Source organism: Sphaerotilus uruguayifluvii, from assembly GCF_013294065.1.
In the GTDB taxonomy this organism is placed as follows: Bacteria; Pseudomonadota; Gammaproteobacteria; order Burkholderiales; family Burkholderiaceae_C; genus Sphaerotilus; species Sphaerotilus uruguayifluvii.
This window is the reverse complement of the sequence record NZ_JABSNM010000004.1, coordinates 1-21,719: the sequence shown is the minus strand read 5'-3', so window position 1 is coordinate 21,719 and position 21,719 is coordinate 1. Positions and strand designations below refer to the sequence as shown.

The window sequence follows — 21,719 nt, the reverse complement described above, 5'->3', positions numbered from 1 at the left end:
TCCCCCGTTTTCCGTCATCCCCGCGCAGGCGGGGATCCACGCCAGAGGCCCCCCATGTTCGAATCCACCTTCCAGTTCCCCCTCGGCGACGACATCGCCGCGCTGCGCGAGGCGGTGCGCGACTTCGCGCAGGCCGAGATCGCGCCGCGCGCGGCCGACATCGACCGCGACAACCTCTTCCCGCACGCCCTGTGGAGACAGCTCGGCGACCTCGGCGTCAACGGCCTGACGGTGCCCGAGGAGTACGGCGGCACCAACCTGGGCTATGTGGCGCACATGGTGGCGATGGAGGAGATCAGCCGCGCCAGCGCCTCGGTGGGCCTGAGCTACGGCGCGCATTCCAACCTCTGCATCAACCAGATCAAGCGCAACGGCACCGAAGCGCAGAAGCAGAAATACCTGCCCCGCCTCATCAGCGGCGAGCACATCGGCGCGTTGGCGATGAGCGAGCCCGGCGCCGGCTCGGATGTGGTCAGCATGAAGCTGCGCGCCGAGAAGAAGGGCGATCGCTATGTCCTGAACGGCTCGAAGATGTGGATCACCAACGGCGGCGACGCCGACACGCTGGTGGTCTACGCCAAGACCGAGCCGGAGATGGGCGCGCGCGGCATGACCGCCTTCATCATCGAGAAGGGCTTCAAGGGCTTCAGCCACGGCCACCATCTCGACAAGCTCGGCATGCGCGGCTCCAACACCTGGCCGCTGTTCTTCGACAACTGCGAGGTGCCGGAAGAGAACGTGCTCGGCGGCGAGGGCAACGGCGCCAAGGTGCTGATGTCGGGCCTGGACTACGAGCGCATCGTGCTGTCGGGCGGGCCGCTCGGGATCATGGCGGCGTGCCTGGACGTGGTCGTGCCCTTCGTGCACGAGCGCAAGCAGTTCGGCCAGAGCATCGGCGAGTTCCAGCTGATGCAGGGCAAGCTGGCCGACATGTACTCGACCTTCCAGGCCTGCCGCGCCTACGGCTACGCGGTGGCGCAGGCCTGCGACCGCGGCGACCACAGCCGCACCCTGCGCAAGGACGCCGCCGGCGTGATCCTCTACACCGCCGAGAAGGCGACCTGGATGGCCGGCGAGGCGATCCAGGCCCTCGGCGGCGTCGGCTACACCAACGAATACCCGACCGGCCGCCTCTGGCGCGACGCCAAGCTCTACGAGATCGGCGCCGGCACCTCCGAGATCCGTCGCATGCTGATCGGCCGCGAGCTGTTCAGCGAGACCTGCTGAGGACGCCGCCATGCAGGTGCTGCAGAGCAAGATCAATCCGCGCTCGGAAGACTTCCGGGCCAATGCGGCGCAGATGCGCGCGCTGGTCGAGGACCTGCGCGCGAAGGCGGCGCAGGTGGCGCTGGGCGGCGGCGAGGCCGCGCGCGCGAAGCACGTGGCCCGCGGCAAGCTGCTGCCGCGCGAGCGCATCGACCACCTGCTCGACCCGGGCACGCCCTTCCTGGAGATCGGCCAGATGGCCGCCTTCGGGATGTACGGCGACGAGGCGCCCTCGGCCGGCATGATCGCCGGCGTCGGCCGGGTCGAGGGCGTGGAGTGCCTGATCGTCGCCAACGACGCGACCGTCAAGGGCGGCACCTACTATCCCGTGACGGTCAAGAAGCACCTGCGCGCGCAGGAGATCGCGCTGCAGAACCACCTGCCGTGCATCTACCTGGTCGACTCCGGCGGCGCCTTCCTGCCGCTGCAGGACGAGGTCTTCCCGGACCGCGACCACTTCGGCCGCATCTTCTACAACCAGGCGACGATGTCGTCGATGGGCATTCCGCAGATCGCGGTGGTGATGGGCTCGTGCACCGCGGGCGGCGCCTACGTGCCGGCGATGAGCGACGAGACCATCATCGTGCGCGAGCAGGGCACCATCTTCCTGGGCGGCCCGCCGCTGGTGAAGGCCGCCACCGGCGAGGTGGTCTCGGCCGAGGACCTGGGCGGCGGCGACGTGCACACCCGCCTCTCGGGCGTGGCCGACCACCTGGCCGAGAACGACAGCCATGCGCTGTTTCTGTGCCGGCGCATCGTCGCGAACCTGAACCGCAGGAAGCCCGACCCGCTCAGGCTCGCTGCCGTGGAGGCGCCGCTCTACGATCCCGAGGAGATCCACGGCATCGTGCCGCTGGACACCCGCAAGCCCTGGGACGTGCGCGAGGTGATCGCGCGTGTCGTCGACGGCTCGCGCTTCGACGAGTTCAAGGCCCGCTACGGCGCGACGCTGGTGACCGGCTTCGCGCATCTGCACGGCATGCCGGTGGGCCTGATCGCCAACAACGGCATCCTGTTCGGCGAATCGGCGCAGAAGGGCGCGCACTTCATCGAGCTGTGCGCGCAGCGCGGCATTCCGCTCGTCTTCCTGCAGAACATCACCGGCTTCATGGTCGGCCAGAAATACGAGAGCGGCGGCATCGCCAAGGACGGCGCCAAGATGGTGACGGCGGTGGCGACCGCGCAGGTGCCCAAGGTGACGATGCTGATCGGCGGCAGCTTCGGCGCCGGCAACTACGGCATGTGCGGTCGAGCCTACAGCCCGCGCTTCCTGTGGATGTGGCCGAACTCGCGCATCAGCGTGATGGGCGGCGAGCAGGCCGCCAGCGTGCTGGCCACCGTGCGGCGTGACGGCATCGAGGCCCGGGGCGGCGCCTGGTCGGCCGACGACGAGGCGGCGTTCAAGGCGCCGATCCGTGCGCAGTACGAGGCCCAGGGCCACCCGTACTACGCCACCGCGCGGCTCTGGGACGACGGGCTGGTCGATCCGGCGCAGACCCGCCGGGTGCTGGCGCTGTCGCTGTCGGCGGCGCTGAACGCGCCGGTGGCGCCGACGAAGTTCGGCGTGTTCCGCATGTGAGGGGGGCTGACCGATGACGATCTCCACGACGACGTCCCTGGCGACGCTGCGCATCGAGCGCCGCGGCCCGGCGGCCTGGATCTGGATGGCCCGGCCTGCGGTGCACAACGCCTTCGACGAGACGCTGATCGCCGAGCTGACCGACACGCTGCTCCAGCTCGACGCCGACCCGGCGGTGCGCGCCATCGTGCTGGCCGGCGAGGGCCGCAGCTTCTCGGCCGGCGCCGACCTGAACTGGATGCGCCGCCAGGGGGAGGCCTCGGTCGAGGACAACCTCGCCGACGCGCGCCGGCTCGCCGGGCTGTTCCGCACGCTGTCGACCTGCGTGACGCCGACGCTCGCCCGGGTGCAGGGCGCCGCGCTCGGCGGCGGCATGGGGCTGGCGGCCGCCTGCGACCTCTGCATCGCCGCCGAGCGGGCGGTGTTCGCGACCTCCGAGGTGCGCTTCGGCATCATTCCGTCGGCGATCAGCCCCTATGTGATCCGCGCGATCGGCGAGCGCCAGGCCTACCGCTATTTCCAGACCGCCGAGCGCATCCCGGCCGCGCGGGCCCGCGAGCTGGGGCTGGTGCATGAGGTGACGACCGACGACGGGCTCGACACCCAGGTCGACGCGCTGATCGAGGCGCTGCTGACCGGCGGCCCGCAGGCGCAGGCCGCGGCGACCGACCTGATCCGCGCCGTCGCCAACCGGCCGATCACCGACGCGCTGGTCGAGGACACCGCGCGGCGCATCGCCACGCTGCGCGCCACCGACGAGGCCCGCGAAGGGCTGGCCGCCTTCCTGGACAAGCGGCCGGCGGCCTGGACGCTGCCCTCATCCCCCGATTCCGGAGCCTGAGCCATGTTCACGAAGATCCTGATCGCCAACCGCGGCGAGATCGCCTGCCGGGTCATCCGCACCGCGCGGCGCCTGGGCATCGCCACGGTGGCGGTGCATTCCGAGGCCGACGCGAACGCGCGCCATGTGCGGCTGGCCGACGAGGCGGTCTGCATCGGTGCGGCCGCCGCGCGCGAGAGCTATCTGCGCGGCGACCGCATCCTGGAGGCGGCCCGCGCCACCGGCGCGCAGGCGATCCACCCCGGCTACGGCTTCCTGTCCGAGAACGAGGACTTCGCCGAGGCCTGCGCCGCCGCCGGCGTGGTCTTCATCGGCCCGCCGGCCGGTGCGATCCGCGCGATGGGCAGCAAGTCGGCCGCCAAGGCGCTGATGGCCGAGGCCGGCGTGCCGCTGACGCCCGGCTACCACGGCGATCGCCAGGAACCGGACTTCCTGGCCGAGCGCGCCGCCGAGATCGGCTATCCGGTGCTGATCAAGGCCAGCGCCGGCGGCGGCGGCAAGGGCATGCGCCGGGTCGACCGGCCGGAGGACTTCGCCGCCGCGCTGGCCTCCTGCCAGCGCGAGGCGCTGAACGCCTTCGGCGACCCGCATGTGCTGGTCGAGAAGTATGTGCTGCGCCCGCGCCACATCGAGATCCAGGTCTTCGGCGACACCCTGGGCGGCTGCGTGTTTCTCTTCGAGCGCGACTGCTCGGTGCAGCGCCGCCACCAGAAGGTGCTGGAAGAGGCACCCGCGCCCGGCATGACGCCGGAGCGCCGGGCCGCGATGGGCCGCGCGGCGGTCGATGCCGCGCGGGCGGTCGGCTATGTCGGCGCCGGCACGGTGGAGTTCATCGTCCAGCCCGACGGCGCCTTCTACTTCATGGAGATGAACACCCGGCTGCAGGTCGAGCACCCGGTCACCGAGATGATCACCGGCCTCGATCTGGTCGAGTGGCAGCTGCGGGTGGCCGCCGGCGAGCCGCTGCCGCTGACGCAGGAGGCGCTGGCCATCGACGGCCACGCGATCGAGGCGCGCATCTACGCCGAGGACGCGGACAAGGGCTTCCTGCCCTCGACCGGGCGGCTGCTGCACCTGGCGCCGCCGTTGGAGGGCCCGCATGTGCGCGTCGACACCGGGGTGGAGCAGGGCGACGAGATCACCCCGCACTACGACCCGATGATCGCCAAGCTGATCGTGCACGACCGCGACCGCCCGCGGGCGCTGGCGCGCCTGCGCGCGGCCCTGGCGCAGTACCGCATCGCCGGCGTGACCAGCAATGTCGAGTTCCTGCAGCGCCTGGTGGCCACGCCCGCCTTCGCGCAGGCCGATCTCGACACCGCGCTGATCGAGCGCGAGCAGGCGCTGCTGTTCCCGGCGCCGCAGCCGGTGCCCGACGAGGTCTGGGCGCTGGCGGCGCTGGCCGAGCTGCAGCGCGAGGCGGCCGAGGCCGCGGCCGGCGACGCCGCCTCGCCGTGGAGCGTGGCCGACGGCTGGCGGCTCAACCTCGCGCCCGAGCGCCGTCTCGCGCTGCGCTGCGGCGAGCAGGCGCTGACGGTCGGCGCGCAGCCCGATGCGGCCGGCGGCTGGTGGCTGTCGATCGGCGACACGCGGCTGCAGGCCAGCGGCCGGCTCGGCCCCGACGGCACGCTGGCCGCGCGGCTGGGCGAGCGCCGGGTGCAGGCGGCGGTGGTGGTCAGCGCCGAGCGCCGCCAGGTCTTTCTCGACGGCCGCACCTGGCCGGTGGTGCGGGTGGCGCGGCTGCAGGCCGGCGGGCGCGGCGACGAGCACGGCGGCGGCCTGAAGGCGCCGATGCCGGGCAAGGTCATCGCGCTGCTGGCCACGCCGGGCACGGTGGTCGAGGCCGGCACGCCGCTGCTGGTGATGGAGGCGATGAAGATGGAGCACACGCTGACCGCGCCGGCACGCGGCCGGCTGCAGGCCTTCCGCTTCGCCGTCGGCGATCAGGTGAGCGACGGCGCCGAGCTGGTGGACTTCGCCGCGGAGGCGGCCGAGGCCGCGGGCACGGGCGCTGCGGCATGATGGGCGCCATGAGCATGTCTTCCCGCCCTCCTGCGCCCCCTGCATCTCCCGCGGCCCCGACGGTGCGCCTGGTCGAGGTCGGCCCGCGCGACGGCCTGCAGAACGAGCGCCAGGCCATTGCGACCGCGACCAAGCTCGCGCTGATCCGCCGCCTGGCCGCCGCCGGCCTGAAGGACATCGAGGCCACCGCCTTCGTCTCGCCGAAGTGGGTGCCGCAGATGGCCGACCATGCCGAGGTGATGGCCGGTCTGCCGTCGGCGGCCGAGTTTCCCGGCGTGAACTACCCCGTGCTGACGCCCAACCTCAAGGGCTTCGAGGCGGCGCTGGCGGCCGGCGCCCGCGAGGTCGCGGTCTTCGCCGCCGCCTCCGAGGCCTTCTCGCAGAAGAACATCAACTGCACGGTGGCCGAGTCGATCGCGCGCTTCGAGCCGATCCTGGCGGCGGCGCAGACCGCCGGCGTGCGGGTGCGCGGCTACATCTCCTGCGTGCTCGGCTGCCCCTACCAGGGCGAGGTCGCGCCCGAGGCGGTGGCCGCGATCGCGCGCGAGCTGCTGCAGATGGGCTGCTTCGAGGTCTCGCTGGGCGACACCATCGGCATCGGCACGCCGGCGGGCGTGCAGCGCCTGATCGGCACGGTGGGCGAACAGGTGCCGGTGGCGCGTCTGGCCGGCCATTTCCACGACACCTGGGGCATGGGCGTGGCCAACGTGGCCGAGGCCTGGCGCCAGGGCGTGCGGGTGTTCGACAGCTCGGTGGCCGGCCTGGGCGGTTGCCCCTACGCGAAGGGCGCCACCGGCAACGTGGCGACCGAGGACCTGGTCTGGCTGCTGCACGGCCTGGGCGAGTCCACCGGCGTGGACCTGGAGGCGCTGGCCGCCTGCGGCGAATGGATCTGCGCCGAGCTGGGCCGGCCGAACGGCTCGCGCGCCGGACGGGCGCTGCGGGCGCGCTGCGCAGCTTGAGATCGCGCCGGCGGGCGCGACGCGTTCAGCGGATCGTCGGCAGCTTGGCCGCGCCGCGCTCGTCCTTGTCGGCGGCGTTCGTCGCGCTCGGCGGCAGGATGTGCAGCGCGACCTGCGCAAAGCCCTGGCGGATCATGTTGAGCTTCTCGGCCGCGGCACGCGACAGGTCGGCCACGCGGCCGCTGGAGTAGGGGCCGCGATCGTTGACGCGCACCACCACGCTGGTGTTGTTGGCCAGGTTGGTCACCTTCACCAGCGTGCCCAGCGGCAGCGTGCGGTGCGCCATCGTCAGCTCGGTGTTGTCGAAGTTCTCGCCGCTGGCGGTCTTGCGGCCGTGGAACTTGTCGGCGTAGTAGGACGCGTTGCCGGTCTGGTGCGGCTGGCCGGTCACCAGCGCGGTGGTCGTGGCCGCGGCATTGCGGATGCGCTGCACCGGTTCGGTGATCGCGCTGGTGACGGCGCTCACCGCGCTGACGGCGGCGCTGACCGGTGCGGAGGCCGCCTCGGCCACCGCGCTGACCGCGGCGCTGGTCGTGCTGGCCAGCGCGGAGACCGACAGCAGCGCAGGACGATCCCCTTCATCGCTCGCAGCCGTTTCCTGGGCCGCCATCGTCATGCCTGCACCTGCGAGCAGCAGCGTGCAGAAGGTGGTGCGAAGAGCGACAGAGCGGACAGTCCGTGCATTCATCTGGGGGGTCTCCTTGCCTGAGTTGCGTGGGCTTCCGATCGGGTGATCGAAAAGTGGGCGCAGTCTAGCGAGCATGCCAACTGCTGTGAATCGGGCCACCCCACCGCCGTCGTGTCATGATTTTTCAGATGTGGCCGCGATCGGGGGTGGCGGGTGGCTCATCGACGGAGCCTGCGGTACCGCTTTGCATCGGTTGCCGACAAGCCCGAGCATAGCGAGGATTGCCGCCAATTCTGTCGACAATTCACATCATCGCCTTGAATCTGATGCATGAAGCCCGGTGAAGGGCCCGTTGACCGACCCAGATCAAGGCAAGAAAGCCTGCTGCAGGGCCTGCATTCGTGTCACAAATGAAAGAACAGGGCACGTCCGCCTGAAGATTCTTTCACCGGCAGACCCCCCGATCTGCGTGGAACCGTATGGTATCAGGTCGTGAACAGCCTTTTCCATCCCGCGTGACCGAGCCGCTGCAGCGTCTCGATGTTGCGCTCGTAGATGTCGGCGGCGTCGGGGAAGGCCTCGACCGCCGCGTCGATGCTGGCCTCGCGGATCAGGTGCAGCGTCGGCCAGGGCGAGCGGTTGCTGAAGTTCTCGATGTCGTCGGCGTGCGTCTCGTCGAACTGGTAGTCGGGGTGGAAGCTGGCGACCTGCAGGATGCCGTCGAGCTGCAGCGCCTCCACCGCTGCGTCGGCGACCTCGAGAAAGTCGTTGAAGTCCATGAAGTCGGTCAGGGCCTGCGGATGGATCAGCAGCGTCGTCTCGATCTTCTCGGGCGAGGTCTCGGCCAGCAGCTCGAGCTCGCTCACCAGCTCCTGCAGCAGGCCCTCGGCGTCGGTGGCGTGGCTGACCTGGTAGCGGATCTGCTGCTTGACATGCACCGCCTTGGCGAAGGGGCACAGGTTCAGGCCGATGACGGCCTTCTCCAGCCACTCGACGGTGTCGGCGACGGCCTGCGCGTCGGACGGGACGGTCTTCGGGGTGTCGTTCATCGGGGTGTTCATGCGTCGATCTCCACGCCGCGCTCGCGCAGCAGCTCCTTCAGCGCCGGCAGCAGGCCGCCGAGCCGCTCGTCGACCGCCGCGCGCACGGTGTCGACCATCACCTGGGTCTGGCGCTCGATCTCGATGTTGAGCGCATCGCCGGGCCGCTTGTCGCCGAAGGTGGTCTGGCGCAGCGTCTCCGGGATCAGCCAGACCTCGAAGCAGCCGGCCGCGCGGTCGACCTCGGCGATCGTCAGGCTGGCGCCGTTGATGGCGATGTAGCCCTTCGGGAAGACGTAGCGCATCCACTGCGGCGGCACCTGGATGCGCAGCACATGGTTGTTCTCGGGGTGGCGCACCTCGACCAGCGTGGCCTGGAAGTCGATGTGGCCGGAGAGCGGGTGGCCGCCGATCTCGACGCCGTCGCGCGCGGCGCGCTCGACGTTGAGGCGGCTGCCGACCTGCAGCGTGCCCAGCGTCGTGAGCGCCAGGCTCTGCTGCATCACGTCGAAGTCGGCGCGGTCGCCGTCATGGTGCCGGACGACGGTCAGGCAGGTGCCGTCGCAGGCGACGCTGGCGCCGATCTCCTGGCCGGCGAGAAAGCCGGGCGGGAACTGCAGCGTGAAGCTGCGCAGGCCGGGGCGGTCGGAGAGGGCCGCCACGGTGGCGACGGCCTGGACGATGCCGGTGAACATGGGTGCGGTCTCTGGAAACGAACAACGGTGCCGAGCCTATCAGCCTCGGCACCGTCGCGGGTCCGACCGGGTCAAGCCGGCGCGATGGACACGCTCAGTTCGATTCCTTGATCATGCGGCCGCTGACCTGCTGGATCGGGCGCGCGTTCATCGGATAGAGCTTGGCGAACACGGCGATCTGGTCGGGCGACATCTGCGCCGGCTGCTTGAGCACCAGCCACAGCACGCCCTCGCTGCACGGCGGCGTGGTCAGCGAGCCCATGTAGGTGTAGTAGCGGCGGTCCTCCGGCAGCATCAGGTTCATGTCGATCGGCACCGGCGACATCGTCTCTTCCTTCTTCTCCAGCGGCAGGCTGTTCCAGACCAGCTGGACCATCGGATGCTGCTTGCCCTGGTCCATCAGCACCGCCACCACCGCCAGGCGGCCCTCCGGATCCTTGTGCACCAGGTGGGCGACCATCTCGTACTGGCGGCCGTTGATGCGCTCCTCCGACGGGCGGTGGAAGTGGAACTGCACCAGCTCGTAGCGGCGGCCGGCGACCTCGATCGAGTTGCCGCCGCCGAGGTTGGCCTGCACGGTGTGGCCGTTGTCGACGACGTTGAAGCCGGTGGGCCGGTAGTCGAAGCGGATCGGCTCGAGATCGACCTTGACGCCGCCGCGGATGTCGATCGGGCTCTGGCGCTTGCCGATCGAGCAGCTCGAGAACTCGGGCTTGAGCTTGCCCCATTCGGCCGGGCCGCCATCGCCGGCATAGGACCAGTGCGCGGCATGCGGGGCCGGCGCGGCTCCGCCCGCCGGCGCATGCGGATCGGCCGCGGCGACGACATGCTCGGTGATCGGCGTGGCCGGCGCGGCATGGGCGACCGCGGGGCGCGGGCGGGGGCGCGGCCGCGGCGCCTCCTCCTTCTGCGCGGCGCGCACCGCGGCGATGCGCTCCTCCAGGCGTCGGCGCAGCTCCTCGTCGCCGACGCGGGCCGGCGCGGCCGCCGCCGGGGCCGGCGCCTCCTTGCTTTCGGCGGCAGCGGCCGCCTTGGCCGCCGCCTTGGCCGCCGCCTTGGCCGGCGGCTCGTGCGCCGGTGCGGCATGGTCGTCGCCGGCCTGAGCGCCCGTGCCGATCATCAGCAGGGCACCCAGCAGCAGGCCGGGAATCGGGCGGTTCATCGTGCGGTTCGGTCGGGTCATCTCGGGTCTCCGGCGCAAGGGCGTTCAATCGGCATGACTGTCGATTTCGGCACTTTCAGGCCGCGACTTGACCCGATCCGGCGCGGCCGGCCGCGGATTGCTCACTGCAGCGTCATGATCGAACCGCAGATTTGCGTGTTGCCCCGCTCGTAGGCGCTGATGGCGATCTGGTTGCCGGCCTGAACGGCGCTGACGATGTGACCGGTGCCCAGGCACGCCCAGTTCCACCATTGTGCAAAGAGCGCCTTGCCCCAGGCGTACTGGGCGTAGCCGGTGATGTCGCCGATCTTCGCGGCGGTCAGGTCGGTCTGGTAGGGATGACCTGCAATCAGTCCTGTCGCCAGACTCATGGTCAACGCGTCATTGCTGGTGGTCGGGTTGTTGCAGCTGATGTTGAGCTGCTGGCGGCCACCGCTCAGCACCGCGGTCGTGACCTGACAGATGCGACCTTCTGGTGTCTTGTACTTTCCGGCGATGAACGTGGTGCCCTGCGTGGTCGGCGAAACCGCCGTGGTGAACTTCGAGAAGCTCGGCACGCCGGCGGTGCTGACGGCCAGCACGAAGGACATGTCGTAGTACTTGACCGCGCCGGTGCTGCTGACCACCGGCACGCGGTAGGCGGTGACGACATTGCCGCCGGCGAGCACCTGCGACTTCTCGAGCTGGGCCGCGGGCGTGGTCTGGGCTGCGGCGCCCAGGGTGGTGGCGGCCAGTGCCAGCGCAAGGGCCTGGCGTGCGAAGGGTGGACGGTTCATCTGACTCTCCCGAAAAAGACATGCCGGCCGCGTGACAGCCTGCGACCTTGGCGAGGCACGAGGCCCTGCCGGGAGAGTAGATTTATTTTCAGATCGGGATGTGGCGAGCGGGTAACGACATGACCAAAGTCATGTTCGATGCGTCAAGCGGGGGTGGCGCCGCTCAGATCACCAGAATCGCCCGGAAATCGTTCACGTTCGTGCGCGTCGGGCCGGTGACGAGCGACTGGCCGAGCGCCTGGAAGAAGCCGTGGCCGTCGTTGTCGTCGAGGTGCGCGCGGGGCTTCAGGCCGGCGGCCGCGGCGCGGGCGATCGTGCCCGGCGTCCACAGCGCGCCGGCGATCTCCTCGCGGCCGTCGACGCCGTCGGTGTCGGCCATCAGCGCGTGGATGCGCGGGTGCTCGCCCAGCGCCACGCCGAAGCCGAGCAGGCATTCCACATTGCGCCCGCCGCGGCCCTGGCCGCGCACCGTCACCGTGGTCTCGCCGCCCGACAGCAGCACGCACGGCGCCGGGAAGGGCTGACCTCGCCCGGCGACCTGCCGCGCCAGCCCGGCCAGCACCCGGCCGACCTCGCGCGCCTCGCCCTCGATCGCGTCGCCGAGGAGGTGGGCCGGCAGGCCGGCGGCCTCGGCCACGCGGGCGGCGGCCTCCAGCGCCATCTGTGGCGCGGCGATCATGCGCACCTCGTTGGCCGCCAGGCGCGGGTCGCCCGGCTTGACCGATTCGCCCGCGCCGGACTCGAGCAGCCGCCGCGCCGCCTCGGGCAGCGCGATGCGGTGGCGGGCGACGATCTCGAGCGCGTCGGCGCAGGTGCTCGGATCGGCCACCGTCGGGCCGGAGGCGATGTCTACGGGATCGTCGCCGGGCACGTCCGACAGCAGCAGCGTGAGCATGCGCGCCGGATGGAAGGCCGCGGCCAGCCGCCCGCCCTTGATCGCCGACAGGTGCCGGCGCACGGTGTTCATCTCCGAGATGGTCGCACCCGACGCCAGCAGCGCGCGGTTGATCGCCTGCTTGTCCTCCAGCGTGAGCGCGCCCGCCGGCAGCGGCAGCAGCGCCGAGCCGCCGCCCGAGATCAGGCACAGCACCAGGTCGTCGGCGGTGATGGCGAGCGTCTCGGGCAGCGCGAGCAGCCGCTGCGCCGCGGCCAGACCGGCGGCATCGGGAACCGGGTGCGCAGCCTCGACGATCTCGATGCGCTCGCAGGGGGCGCCGTAGCCGTGGCGGGTGACGACCAGCCCGGCCAGCGGCCCCGGCCAGTGGTTTTCCACCGCCTGCGCCATCGCCGCCGAGGCCTTGCCGGCACCGATGACGATCAGCCGGCCGCGCACGCGGGCCGGATCGGGCAGGTGCGGCGGCACGCACAGCGCGGGCTGCGCGCTGGCCACGGCGGCATCGAAGAGCTGGCGCAGCAGCGCGGCGGGGTCGGGGAAGATCATGGCGTCTCGGGGCATTCGGTGGCGGGGACGAGGCTGGCATTGGACATCGTCTTCAACCGAATTCGGCGGCCAGACGACGCACGACGAACTGGCGCAGCTCCTCGTCGTCCTCGAACTTCAGATCGTGCATGCCGAGCAGCAGCGTGCCGCCGGCGCGCAGCAGCGGTCGCTGCACGACGCCGCCGCACAGGCTCACCAGTTCGTGGAGGGCCTGCCGGTCGGGCGGGCCGTCGCCCTGGTGCGCGATGCGGGCGTACAGGGCGCGCTTGCGCAGGCTGTCGACGGTGCGGGGAAAGCGCTGCGAGACCTTCTCGCGCACGCTGTCGGCATCGACGCTGCGTCCGAGCACCGAGACGATCTGGCTGACGAAGCGCACCGCATCGACCTCCCGCGCCAGCAGCAGCTGCTCCGCGTAGGCGAGCACGGCTTCGTCGGTGCCGAAGTGGCGTCCGAGAAACTCGACGCGCAGACGATCGGCGATCGCTGCCGCGTCGGCGTACTGCCGGCGCTGGAGCAGGTGCAGCTGGAACTCGTCGGCCAGGTGCGCCGACAGCCGTTCCAGCCGGGCACGGTGCCGGTCGATCTCCGGGAAGAAGCCCGCGGCGATCTGCCAGCGTTCGGCGATCGTGTCGGGGCCGGCGTCCGCGTCCGTGTCCGCGTCCGCCTCGGGCGGGGGCGGGGGCGGTGTGTCGGCCAGCGTGGCGTCGTAGGCGAGCCGGCGGGCCGGATCCGAGAGCACATCGTGGGCGATGTTGATGCGCTGGATCCGCTCGATCGCGTCCGGGGCCGGGTTGCGGTCCGGGTGGTAGAGCGACACCAGCGCCCGGTAGGCCGCCTTGACGACGACGGCCTCGGCGTGGCGCGCCAGACCCAGGACCTGGTAGTGGTCAGGCACGGCGGTTCATGGCGCCGTGGGCGCGCCCGCCTCGAACCAGCGCCCCAGCAGCGCGCGCTCGGCCTCGGTGATCTGCGTGGCGTTGTTCATCGGCATGAGTTTCAGCACGACGGCCTGCTGGTGCAGCGCCTGGGCGTTCTGGCGGATCAGCTCAGGGGTGTGCAGCGCGATGCCCTTGTTCTGCAGCTGCGCGTTGTGGCACATCACGCAGCGCTGGTCGATGATCGCCTTGACCTCGGCGAAGCTCACCGGCCGGGCCGCGGCGGCCTGCGCGGCGGCGCTGGGCGGCGGCGGCGCCAGCCAGATCGCCAGGCCCAGCAGCACCAGCGTGCCGGCCACCGCGTGCTCCCAGGGCGTGCGCCGGCCCAGCACATGCGCCTTGTGGCGCGCGACGAAGCTGTGGCGGATCAGCGCGCCGGCCAGCATCAGCAGCACCAGCACCAGCCAGTTGTGCGGGCCCTGGTAGAGCCAGCCGTAGTGGTTGGAGATCATCGCGACCAGCACCGGCAGCGTGAAGTAGGTGTTGTGCACGCTGCGCTGCTTGCCTCGCCGGCCGTGGACCGGGTCGGGCGTCTGGCCGGCGCGCAGCGAGGCCACCACCTTGCGCTGGCCCGGAATGATCCAGAAGAAGACGTTGGCGCTCATCGAGGTGGCCAGCATCGCGCCGACCAGCAGGAAGGCCGCGCGCCCCGCGAAGAGCTGGCAGGCCAGCCACGACGCGAACACCACGAAGACGAAGACGCAGGCGCCGACGACGAGGTCGCCGTTCTTCCTCTGGCCGAGCGTGCGGCAGATGCCGTCGTAGATCAGCCAGAACGCCGCCAGGAAGCCCAGCGCGGCGGAGATGGCCATGCCCGGCGTCCAGTCGAACACCGTCCGGTCGACCAGGAAGGTGCCGGCGTTGAACAGGTAGAGCGCGGTGAACAGGCCGAAGCCGGTCAGCCAGGTCGAGTAGCTCTCCCAGTACGACCAGTGCAGGTTCTCGGGCAGCGGCAGCCAGCGCGGCGCCACCATGTACTTGTTGGAATGGTAGAAGCCGCCGCCGTGCACCGCCCACATCTCGCCGTCGACGCCCTTCTTCTTCAGGTCGTCATGGGTGGGCGGCGAGAGGCTGTTGTCCAGCATCACGAAATAGAACGACGCGCCGATCCAGGCGACCGCCGTGATGACATGGGCCCAGCGCAGCAGCAGGTTGAGCCAGTCGAAGAGGTAGGCGGTGTCCATCGCTCAGGAGCCCCGGTAGGTCGAGTAGGCCCAGGGGCTGACCAGCAGCGGGACGTGGTAGTGGCCCTCGGGCTCGGCGATGCCGAACTCGATCGGCACCTCGTTGAGGAAGGCCGGCTCGGGCAGCGCCACGCCGCGGGCACGGAAATAGCTGGCGACCGAGAAGGTCAGCCGGTAGCGGCCGGTCGGCAGCGGGCCGGGGCCCAGCAGCGGGCCGTCCGGGTTGCGGCCGTCGTCGTTGAGCACGATCGAATGCACCAGCTCGGTGCCCTGATCGCCGAGGCGTTCGAGGCGCACCGTCATGCCGGCCGCCGGGCCGCCGTGCATCGTGTCGAGCACATGGGTGCTGAGGCGTCCCATGGAGGTCCTTTCGTCGTCGAGGGGGAGGGGGCTGCGCGGGAATTGCAGGATGAGGGAAAGTGTATACACTTCGAGATGCACGTCAATCTTCTCTCCTTGCCGCGAGCCGATGCCATGACCGATCCGCAGCCTGTCCGCTATCCCCGCGACCTGAGAGGCCACGGCCGCAATCCGCCCCAGGCGCAGTGGCCGGGGCAGGCGCGGGTGGCCGTGCAGTTCGTGCTGAACTTCGAGGAGGGCGGCGAGAACTCGGTGCTGCACGGCGACGCCGGCAGCGAGCAGTTCCTCTCCGAGATGTTCAACCCGGCCAGCTACCCGGCGCGGCATCTCTCGATGGAGGGCATCTACGAGTACGGCAGCCGCGTGGGCGTCTGGCGCATCCTGCGCGAGTTCGAGCGCCGCGGCCTGCCGCTGACCATCTTCGGCGTGTCGACGGCGCTCGAGCGTGCGCCCGAGGTGACGGCCGCCTTCCGCGAGCTGGGCCACGAGATCGCCTGCCACGGGCTGAAGTGGATCCACTACCAGAACGTCGACGAGGCCACCGAGCGCGCCCACCTGGCCGAGGCGATGGACATCATCGAGCGGCTGACCGGCGAGCGCGCCGCCGGCTGGTACACCGGCCGCGACAGCCCCAACACCCGCCGCCTGGTGGCCGACTTCGGCGGCTTCGCCTACGACAGCGACTACTACGGCGACGACCTGCCGTTCTGGCTGCAGGTGAGGAAGACCGACGGCCAGCTTGCGCCCCACCTGGTCGTGCCCTACACGCTGGACTGCAACGACATGCGCTTCGCGCTGCCGCAGGGCTACAGCCACGGCGACGAGTTCTTCCAGTACCTGAAGGATGCCTTCGACGTGCACTATGCCGAGGGCGACGAGCGCCCGTCGATGATGTCGATCGGCATGCACTGCCGGCTGCTCGGCCGCCCCGGGCGCATGCGCGCGCTGCAGCGCTTCCTGGACCATGTGCAGGCGCATGAGCGTGTCTGGGTCTGTCGCCGCATCGACATCGCCCGCCACTGGCGGCAGGTGCATCCCTTCGACGCCGACACCGCCTTCGTCTGGGAATGAGCGCCATGCCGTTGACGATCGACCAGATCAATGCCGCTCCGCCCGCCGAGTTCGTGGCGCTGCTGGACGGCACCTACGAGCATTCGCCGTGGATCGCCGAGCGGGCCGCGCCCGGCCGGCCCTTCGCCACGCTGGCGCAGCTGCGCCAGGCGCTGATCGCGGTGGTGCGCGGGGCCTCGCTCGACGAGCAGCTCGGCCTGATCCGCGCCCACCCGGAGCTGGCCGGCAAGGCGATGGTGGCCAAGGCGCTCACCGCCGAGTCGACGAACGAGCAGGGCCGTGCGGGCCTGACCGACTGCACGCCCGAGGAGTTCGCGCGGCTGCAGCAGCTCAACGCCGACTACAACGCGAAGTTCGGCTTCCCCTTCATCCTGGCGGTGCGCGGGCCGCGCGGGCAGGGCCTGGGGCGGCACGAGATCATCGCCACCTTCGCGCGCCGGCTGGGCCACCCGGTCGACGTCGAGCGCGAGGAGTGCCTGCGCAACATCCACCGCATCGCCGAGATCCGCCTGAACGACAAGTTCGGCGTCTCGCCCGAGCGGGGCAACCGGGTCTGGGACTGGTCCGAGCAGCTCGCGCAGCACAGCGACCCCGGCTTCGCCGAGCGCGGCGAGCTGACCGTGACCTACCTCACCGATGCGCACCGCGCCTGCGCGCGGCAGCTGGCGCAGTGGATGCGCCAGGACTGCGGCTTCGACGAGGTGAGGATCGACGCGGTCGGCAACGTCGTCGGCGTCTATCACGGGCAGGATCGCACGGCGCCGCGCCTGCTCACCGGCAGCCACTTCGACACGGTGCGCAACGGCGGCAAGTACGACGGCCGCCTGGGCATCCTGGTGCCGATGGCGGCGGTGGCCGAGCTGCACCGCGCCGGCCGCCGGCTGCCCTTCGGCATCGAGGTGGTCGGCTTCGCGGAAGAGGAAGGCCAGCGCTACAAGGCGACCTTCCTGGGCTCGAGCGCGCTGGTCGGGCAGTTCGACCCGGCCTGGCTGGACCAGCTGGATGCCGACGGCGTGACGATGCGCGCGGCGATGCAGCACGCCGGGCTGTGCCCCGACGACATCCCTGCGCTGGCGCGCGACCCGGCGAACTACCTCGGCTTCGTCGAGGTGCACATCGAGCAGGGGCCGGTGCTGGCCGAGCTGGATCTGCCGCTGGGCGTGGTCACCTCGATCAACGGCAGCGTGCGCTTCCTGGGCGAGGTCACCGGCCTGGCCAGCCACGCCGGCACCACGCCGATGGGGCGCCGCCGCGACGCGGCGCTGGCGGTGGCCGAGCTGGCGCTGTTCGTCGAGCGGCGCGCGGCGGCCGTGCCGGACGTGGTCGGCACGGTGGGCATCGTGGAGGTGCCGGCCGGCTCGATCAATGTCGTGCCCGGCCGCTGCCGCTTCAGCCTCGACCTCCGTGCCACCACCGACGCGGCGCGCGACGCCTGCCTGCACGACGTGCGCACCGAGCTGGCGGCGATCTGCCAGCGGCGCGGCGTGACGGCGACGCTCGACGAGACGATGCGCGCCGCGGCCGCGCCGAGCGACGCGGCTTGGCAGGCGCGCTGGGAGCGGGCGGTGGCGGCCCTGGGCCTGCCGGTGCACCGCCTGCCCAGCGGCGCCGGCCACGACGCGATGAAGCTGCACGAGGTGATGCCGCAGGCCATGCTCTTCGTGCGCGGCCTGAACGCCGGCATCAGCCACAACCCGCTCGAAGCGAGCACGAACGAGGACATCGAGCTGTCGGTGTGCGCCTTCGCCCATCTGCTCGAGCAGCTCGCCACCGAATCCCTGGAATCCCGCGCATGACCCCCGACCGTTCCCCTGAGTTTTTTGCCCGGCTCGACGCCTGGATCGACGCCCATTTCGACGAGGAGGTCGCCTTCCTGCAGAAGCTGGTGCAGGTGCCGACCGACACGCCGCCCGGCAACAACGCGCCGCACGCCGAGCGCACCGCCGAGCTGCTCGCCGGCTTCGGCTTCGACGCGGAAAAGCACGCCGTGCCGGCGCAGGCGGTGCGCGACTACGGGCTGGAGTCGATCACCAACCTGATCGTGCGCCGCGCCTATGACGCGGGCGGCCCGGTCATCGCGCTCAACGCCCACGGCGACGTGGTGCCGCCCGGCGAGGGCTGGACGCACGACCCCTACGGCGGCGAGATCGTCGACGGCCGGCTCTACGGCCGCGCCGCCGCGGTCAGCAAGAGCGACTTCGCCACCTTCACCTTCGCCACCCGTGCGGTGGAGGCACTGCGCTCCGCGGGCGTGGCCCTGAAGGGCGGCATCGAGCTGCATTTCACCTACGACGAGGAGTTCGGCGGCGAGCTGGGCCCCGGCTGGCTGCTGAAGCAGGGCCTGACGAAGCCCGACTACCTGATCGCCGCCGGCTTCGGCCACGAGGTCATCACCGCGCACAACGGCTGCCTGCAGCTGGAGGTGACGGTGCACGGCGTGATGGCGCACGCCGCGATTCCCGACAGCGGCGTCGACGCGCTGCAGGGCGCGGTGGCGATCATGAACGCGCTCTACGCCGAGAACGCGCGCTACCGCGCCGAGATCCGCTCGCAGGTGCCGGGCATCGACCACCCCTACATCAACGTCGGCTGGATCCAGGGCGGCACCAACACCAACGTCGTGCCGGGCAAGGTGGTGATGAAGATCGACCGCCGGATGATTCCCGAGGAGGACCCGGTGCAGGTCGAGGCCGCGATCCGCCGCCTCATCACCGAGGCCGCGGCCAGCCGGCCGGGCGTGAGCGTCGACATCCGCCGGCTGCTGCTGGCCGAGTCGCTCAAGCCGCTGCCGGGCAACCGGCCGCTGGTCGAGGCGATCTGCCGCCACGGCGCCGAGGTCTTCGGCGAGGCCATCCCCGTGTCGGGCACGCCGCTCTACACCGACGTGCGGCTGTACTGCGCGCAGGGCATCCCGGCGGTGATCTACGGCGCCGGCCCTCGCACCGTGCGCGAGTCCAACGCCAAGCGCGCCGACGAGCATCTGGTGCTCGACGATCTGCGCCGTGCGACGAAGGTCGTGGCGCGCACGCTGCTCGAGATGCTCGGCTGACGCCGGGCGTACCGTGAAGGAATGAGGCCCGCAAGGGCCTTTTTCATTTCTGGCCGAGGCTGCGCAAGCCAGCGGTGGGGGGCGGGCACTAAGGTGAGGGGGCGAATCCACGAATCCACAACACCGATCCCCGGAGATCAGACCATGTTCCCGCGCATTTCCGATTCCATCCGGCCCGTCCTGTGGGGCGGCGCCGCCCTGCTGGGCCTGGGGCTCGCCGCCTGCGGCGGCGGCGAAGGCAGCGACGCGACGTCGGCCACGCTGGCGGCCGCCACGCCGTCGGCCCAGGCGCAGCGCGCCATCCGCGACGTCGGCAGCCTCCAGCCCTATCTCGGCATCGGCATCAACCAGCTCAGCTACTACGACGGCTCGCACGCGATGGCCGACGTGGTGCGCCACAGCCAGTTCCGCTCCAACAGCTGGGGCGATGCCAGCGTCGACGTCAACGGGGCGCCGACCAGCGACTTCCTGATGATCTTCTCGTCGCTGCGCATGGCCGCGGGCACCTACGCGCTGAGCTTCCGCGGTCAGGCCGAGGTCGGCGCGGCCGGCATTCCCGAGGACGGCTCGGGCGACCGGCCCTACATCCGCAACCAGAAATACGACAGCGCCACCAACCTGACGACGGCCGAGCTGGTCATCCCGACCATCATCCGCGACAACGCCTGGCTGGCCTTCTCCGGCACACGGCGCAGCGCCGGCGCGGCCCTGGACACGGGGGTGACCGAGGTGCATCTGTGGCGCCCGGGCTACCCGACCGACGGCTCGGTGCAGTTCACCAGCGAGTTCGTCGCCGCGATGCAGAAGTTCCATGTCATCCGTGGCATGGACTTCGTCGCGGCCAACAGCAATCCGAGCGTGAAGTGGTCCGACCGCACGACGATGCGCCACATCGGCATGGTCGGATCGACCGGCCAGCCCTGGGAGCTGCTGGTGGCGCTGGCCAACGCGACCGGACGCGACCTGTGGATCAACGTGCCGGTCAAGGCCAACGACGACTATCTGCAGAAGCTGGCGCAGCTGCTGCGCTATGGCTCCGACGGCGTCAATCCCTATACCAGCGCGCAGGCCAGCCCGGTGCATCCGCCGCTGGCGCCCGGACTGCGGGTCTATGTCGAGTACGGCAACGAGCTGTGGAACAGCGGTCCCGGCTTCTGGGGCTTCGGCTGGGCGCTCGACCTGGCGCGCGCGGTGGCGGGCGACACCACCCATCCGATCGCCTATGACGGCTCGCTGGCCAGCGATCCCTATCTGGCGCTGCGCCGCTGGATCGCCTTCCGCTCCGCCGCGATCAGCCTGACGTTCCGGCGCGTCTTCGGCGACAGCGCGATGATGACGACGGTGCGCCCGGTGCTGGCCAGCCAGGTCGGCGATGCCAACGTGTTCTTCAGCGAGGCGCTGCGCTGGGCCGACGGCTTCTACGGCCAGGTGCGCACGACGCCGCCGATCAACCGCACCGCCCGCGCGATCAGCGACCTGTGGTGGGGCGGCGGCGGCGCGGCCTACTACGATTCGGACACCCCGCCGACCGACACCAACGAGGCGACGATGAGCGCCTATTTCGCCGGCCTGCCGAGCGCGCAGTTCGGCCGCGACACCGCCACCGACGCGATCTGGTCGCGCGGCTACGGCCTGAAGTCGGTCGCCTACGAGGGCGGGCCCGGCCCGGGCGGCACGCCGACCGGCGCGGGCGTCGCGCCGCCGCAGCTCGCGGCCCTCTACAACGCCGATCCGCGCATGACCGAGCGCATGATCGCCGCGCACCGCGTCTACGAGGCCAACGGCGGCCAGATGCTGAACTACTACGTCTACAGCAGCTCGCCGCCGTGGGACTTCGTCAACGACCTGACGCCGGGCGTGGTGTCGAGCACCAGCTCGCCCAAGCTGAGCGCCATCGACACGCTGCGCGTCGGCGAGCGCGGCCCGGTCACGCTCGGCACGGCGGTGCCCGGCACCGTCTGGCTGCAGGATCCGGCCGCGTCGATCCGCACCTACGGCGGCGGCGCCTGGTCCTATGGCGGCCAGGCGATCCGCTTCAACATCGGCACGCGCGGCAAGGCCTTCGCCGAGTCGGCGCTGATCCCGATCCGCAGCGACCTGGGCGGCACCTACAGCTTCTCGATCAACACCATCGACGCGCCGTCCGGCGGCCAGATGGAGCTGCTGGTCAACGGCCAGTCGGTCGGCATCTGGAAGCTGGTGGCCAGCACCAGCGGCCAGCCGCAGGCCAGCGTCTCGCTGAAGGCGACGCTGCCGTCCGGCCTGAGCGTGGTGCGCATTCGCCCGCTGAACAACGCGATCTGGGTGCGGGACCTGGTCGTGAAGTGATCTGAATCCGGACGAAAGAAGGGCCGGCCCCCTCGTGGGGGCCGGCCCTTTCGCTTGTGCGGGCCGGACCAGGGTCCGTTCAGTTCCAGGCGGCGGCGATGACCGGGGCGAGTGCGGTCAGCAGGTTCTGGGGCAGGGAGGTCTGCCCGGAGGCCGGAGCGGAGAAGGCGGCCATGGCGTTGACCAGGGCGTCGACATCGGCGGCGAGCAGGGTCTGGCCGTCGCTGGTGCGCATCTGCTCGATCTGGTGCTGGGCGCCGAGGTACCAGTCCTTGACGGTGGCCTTGTCGCTGGTGCCGATGATGGAGACCTCCAGGTCGTTGCCGAGGTGGCGGAACCAGAGCTGCTCGGTGGCGATGCCCGAGGAGAAGGCGAGCAGG

19 protein-coding genes are annotated in these 21,719 nt (G+C 71.0%); 9 read left to right on the top strand and 10 right to left on the bottom strand.

All coding sequences use genetic code 11. The features are described 5' to 3' along the window. The first annotated feature begins 54 nt into the window (after positions 1–54). The 5 genes from HNQ01_RS05645 to HNQ01_RS05625 are packed head-to-tail and all read left to right on the top strand — an operon-like array spanning position 55 to position 6,670. Positions 55–1,227, top strand: coding sequence for an isovaleryl-CoA dehydrogenase (locus HNQ01_RS05645; RefSeq protein WP_173804400.1), 1,173 nt, complete (start codon positions 55–57; stop codon positions 1,225–1,227). Positions 1,228–1,237: 10 nt separating this feature from the next. Next, entirely contained in the window at positions 1,238–2,845 is a 1,608-nt protein-coding gene (locus HNQ01_RS05640; RefSeq protein WP_173804399.1) for a carboxyl transferase domain-containing protein, read from the top strand. A 13-nt stretch (positions 2,846–2,858) separates the two neighbouring features. Continuing rightward, positions 2,859–3,686 (top strand): enoyl-CoA hydratase/isomerase family protein, encoded by an 828-nt coding sequence (locus HNQ01_RS05635; RefSeq protein ID WP_173804398.1) that lies wholly within the window; start codon positions 2,859–2,861, stop codon positions 3,684–3,686. Positions 3,687–3,689: 3 nt separating this feature from the next. Further along, the gene (locus HNQ01_RS05630; protein WP_173804397.1) at positions 3,690–5,708 is read left to right on the top strand and encodes an acetyl/propionyl/methylcrotonyl-CoA carboxylase subunit alpha; all 2,019 of its coding nucleotides are present in this window, start codon (positions 3,690–3,692) and stop codon (positions 5,706–5,708) included. 8 nt (positions 5,709–5,716) lie between these two features. Next, entirely contained in the window at positions 5,717–6,670 is a 954-nt protein-coding gene (locus tag HNQ01_RS05625; RefSeq protein WP_286180506.1) for a hydroxymethylglutaryl-CoA lyase, read from the top strand. Between the two features lie 25 nt (positions 6,671–6,695). Here HNQ01_RS05625 and HNQ01_RS05620 read toward each other — a convergent pair whose 3' ends face one another. From HNQ01_RS05620 to uraH, 9 genes are all read right to left on the bottom strand, one after another. Next, positions 6,696–7,358, bottom strand: a complete 663-nt coding sequence (locus HNQ01_RS05620) for a septal ring lytic transglycosylase RlpA family protein (protein ID WP_286180505.1) — start codon at positions 7,356–7,358, stop codon at positions 6,696–6,698. Positions 7,359–7,783: 425 nt separating this feature from the next. Continuing rightward, positions 7,784–8,359 carry a DUF1415 domain-containing protein gene (locus HNQ01_RS05615; RefSeq protein WP_286180504.1) on the bottom strand — a complete coding sequence of 192 codons (576 nt, stop codon included), beginning with the start codon at positions 8,357–8,359 and terminating at the stop codon, positions 7,784–7,786. Continuing rightward, positions 8,356–9,033, bottom strand: coding sequence for a riboflavin synthase subunit alpha (locus HNQ01_RS05610; protein ID WP_173804395.1), 678 nt, complete (start codon positions 9,031–9,033; stop codon positions 8,356–8,358). The genes HNQ01_RS05615 and HNQ01_RS05610 overlap by 4 nt, the downstream gene beginning before the upstream one ends. Positions 9,034–9,127: 94 nt before the next feature. Then, positions 9,128–10,216: a carbonic anhydrase gene (locus HNQ01_RS05605; protein ID WP_286180503.1), complete on the bottom strand. Its 1,089-nt coding sequence runs from the start codon at positions 10,214–10,216 to the stop codon at positions 9,128–9,130. Positions 10,217–10,317: 101 nt separating this feature from the next. Beyond that, a complete protein-coding gene (locus HNQ01_RS05600; RefSeq protein ID WP_173804394.1) occupies positions 10,318–10,971 on the bottom strand; it encodes a hypothetical protein in 654 nt (217 codons plus the stop codon). A gap of 163 nt (positions 10,972–11,134) precedes the next feature. Further along, a complete protein-coding gene (locus HNQ01_RS05595; protein ID WP_173804393.1) occupies positions 11,135–12,412 on the bottom strand; it encodes a glycerate kinase type-2 family protein in 1,278 nt (425 codons plus the stop codon). A 52-nt stretch (positions 12,413–12,464) separates the two neighbouring features. Beyond that, complete coding sequence (locus HNQ01_RS05590) at positions 12,465–13,307, bottom strand: J domain-containing protein (RefSeq protein WP_173804392.1); 843 nt, start codon at positions 13,305–13,307, stop codon at positions 12,465–12,467. Between the two features lie 6 nt (positions 13,308–13,313). After that, positions 13,314–14,531, bottom strand: coding sequence for a urate hydroxylase PuuD (locus HNQ01_RS05585; protein WP_173804391.1), 1,218 nt, complete (start codon positions 14,529–14,531; stop codon positions 13,314–13,316). Positions 14,532–14,534: 3 nt separating this feature from the next. Next, positions 14,535–14,891 carry a hydroxyisourate hydrolase gene (gene uraH / locus HNQ01_RS05580; RefSeq protein WP_173804390.1) on the bottom strand — a complete coding sequence of 119 codons (357 nt, stop codon included), beginning with the start codon at positions 14,889–14,891 and terminating at the stop codon, positions 14,535–14,537. A 114-nt stretch (positions 14,892–15,005) separates the two neighbouring features. Here uraH and puuE point away from each other — a divergent pair, with 114 nt between their 5' ends. From puuE to HNQ01_RS05560, 4 genes are all read left to right on the top strand, one after another. Further along, a complete protein-coding gene (gene puuE, locus HNQ01_RS05575) occupies positions 15,006–15,962 on the top strand; it encodes an allantoinase PuuE (protein WP_173804389.1) in 957 nt (318 codons plus the stop codon). A 5-nt stretch (positions 15,963–15,967) separates the two neighbouring features. Then, the gene (gene uraD, locus HNQ01_RS05570) at positions 15,968–17,758 is read left to right on the top strand and encodes a 2-oxo-4-hydroxy-4-carboxy-5-ureidoimidazoline decarboxylase (protein WP_173804388.1); all 1,791 of its coding nucleotides are present in this window, start codon (positions 15,968–15,970) and stop codon (positions 17,756–17,758) included. Next, the gene (locus HNQ01_RS05565; RefSeq protein ID WP_173804387.1) at positions 17,755–19,011 is read left to right on the top strand and encodes a M20 family metallopeptidase; all 1,257 of its coding nucleotides are present in this window, start codon (positions 17,755–17,757) and stop codon (positions 19,009–19,011) included. The genes uraD and HNQ01_RS05565 overlap by 4 nt, the downstream gene beginning before the upstream one ends. 144 nt (positions 19,012–19,155) lie before the next feature. Next, on the top strand, positions 19,156–21,339 hold the full coding sequence (locus HNQ01_RS05560) for a hypothetical protein (RefSeq protein WP_173804386.1): 2,184 nt from the start codon (positions 19,156–19,158) through the stop codon (positions 21,337–21,339). A gap of 79 nt (positions 21,340–21,418) precedes the next feature. Here the strand turns inward: HNQ01_RS05560 and HNQ01_RS05555 are convergent. Continuing rightward, on the bottom strand, positions 21,419–21,719 hold a 301-nt coding region (locus HNQ01_RS05555), incomplete at its 5' end, for a calcium-binding protein (RefSeq protein WP_217427418.1).

Excerpts from the sequence above, each read along its gene's own strand:
- HNQ01_RS05610 (WP_173804395.1), bottom strand. The coding sequence starts at position 9,033 with ATGTTCACCGGCATCGTCCAGGCCGTCGCCACCGTGGCGGCCCTCTCC.
- HNQ01_RS05640 (WP_173804399.1), top strand. The coding sequence starts at position 1,238 with ATGCAGGTGCTGCAGAGCAAGATCAATCCGCGCTCGGAAGACTTCCGG.
- HNQ01_RS05615 (WP_286180504.1), bottom strand. The coding sequence starts at position 8,359 with ATGAACACCCCGATGAACGACACCCCGAAGACCGTCCCGTCCGACGCG.
- HNQ01_RS05565 (WP_173804387.1), top strand. The coding sequence starts at position 17,755 with ATGACCCCCGACCGTTCCCCTGAGTTTTTTGCCCGGCTCGACGCCTGG.
- HNQ01_RS05620 (WP_286180505.1), bottom strand. The coding sequence starts at position 7,358 with ATGAATGCACGGACTGTCCGCTCTGTCGCTCTTCGCACCACCTTCTGC.
- HNQ01_RS05625 (WP_286180506.1), top strand. The coding sequence starts at position 5,717 with ATGAGCATGTCTTCCCGCCCTCCTGCGCCCCCTGCATCTCCCGCGGCC.
- uraD (WP_173804388.1), top strand. The coding sequence starts at position 15,968 with ATGCCGTTGACGATCGACCAGATCAATGCCGCTCCGCCCGCCGAGTTC.
- HNQ01_RS05585 (WP_173804391.1), bottom strand. The coding sequence starts at position 14,531 with ATGGACACCGCCTACCTCTTCGACTGGCTCAACCTGCTGCTGCGCTGG.
- puuE (WP_173804389.1), top strand. The coding sequence starts at position 15,006 with ATGACCGATCCGCAGCCTGTCCGCTATCCCCGCGACCTGAGAGGCCAC.
- HNQ01_RS05630 (WP_173804397.1), top strand. The coding sequence starts at position 3,690 with ATGTTCACGAAGATCCTGATCGCCAACCGCGGCGAGATCGCCTGCCGG.
- HNQ01_RS05635 (WP_173804398.1), top strand. The coding sequence starts at position 2,859 with ATGACGATCTCCACGACGACGTCCCTGGCGACGCTGCGCATCGAGCGC.
- HNQ01_RS05560 (WP_173804386.1), top strand. The coding sequence starts at position 19,156 with ATGTTCCCGCGCATTTCCGATTCCATCCGGCCCGTCCTGTGGGGCGGC.
- HNQ01_RS05595 (WP_173804393.1), bottom strand. The coding sequence starts at position 12,412 with ATGATCTTCCCCGACCCCGCCGCGCTGCTGCGCCAGCTCTTCGATGCC.
- uraH (WP_173804390.1), bottom strand. The coding sequence starts at position 14,891 with ATGGGACGCCTCAGCACCCATGTGCTCGACACGATGCACGGCGGCCCG.
- HNQ01_RS05645 (WP_173804400.1), top strand. The coding sequence starts at position 55 with ATGTTCGAATCCACCTTCCAGTTCCCCCTCGGCGACGACATCGCCGCG.
- HNQ01_RS05605 (WP_286180503.1), bottom strand. The coding sequence starts at position 10,216 with ATGACCCGACCGAACCGCACGATGAACCGCCCGATTCCCGGCCTGCTG.
- HNQ01_RS05600 (WP_173804394.1), bottom strand. The coding sequence starts at position 10,971 with ATGAACCGTCCACCCTTCGCACGCCAGGCCCTTGCGCTGGCACTGGCC.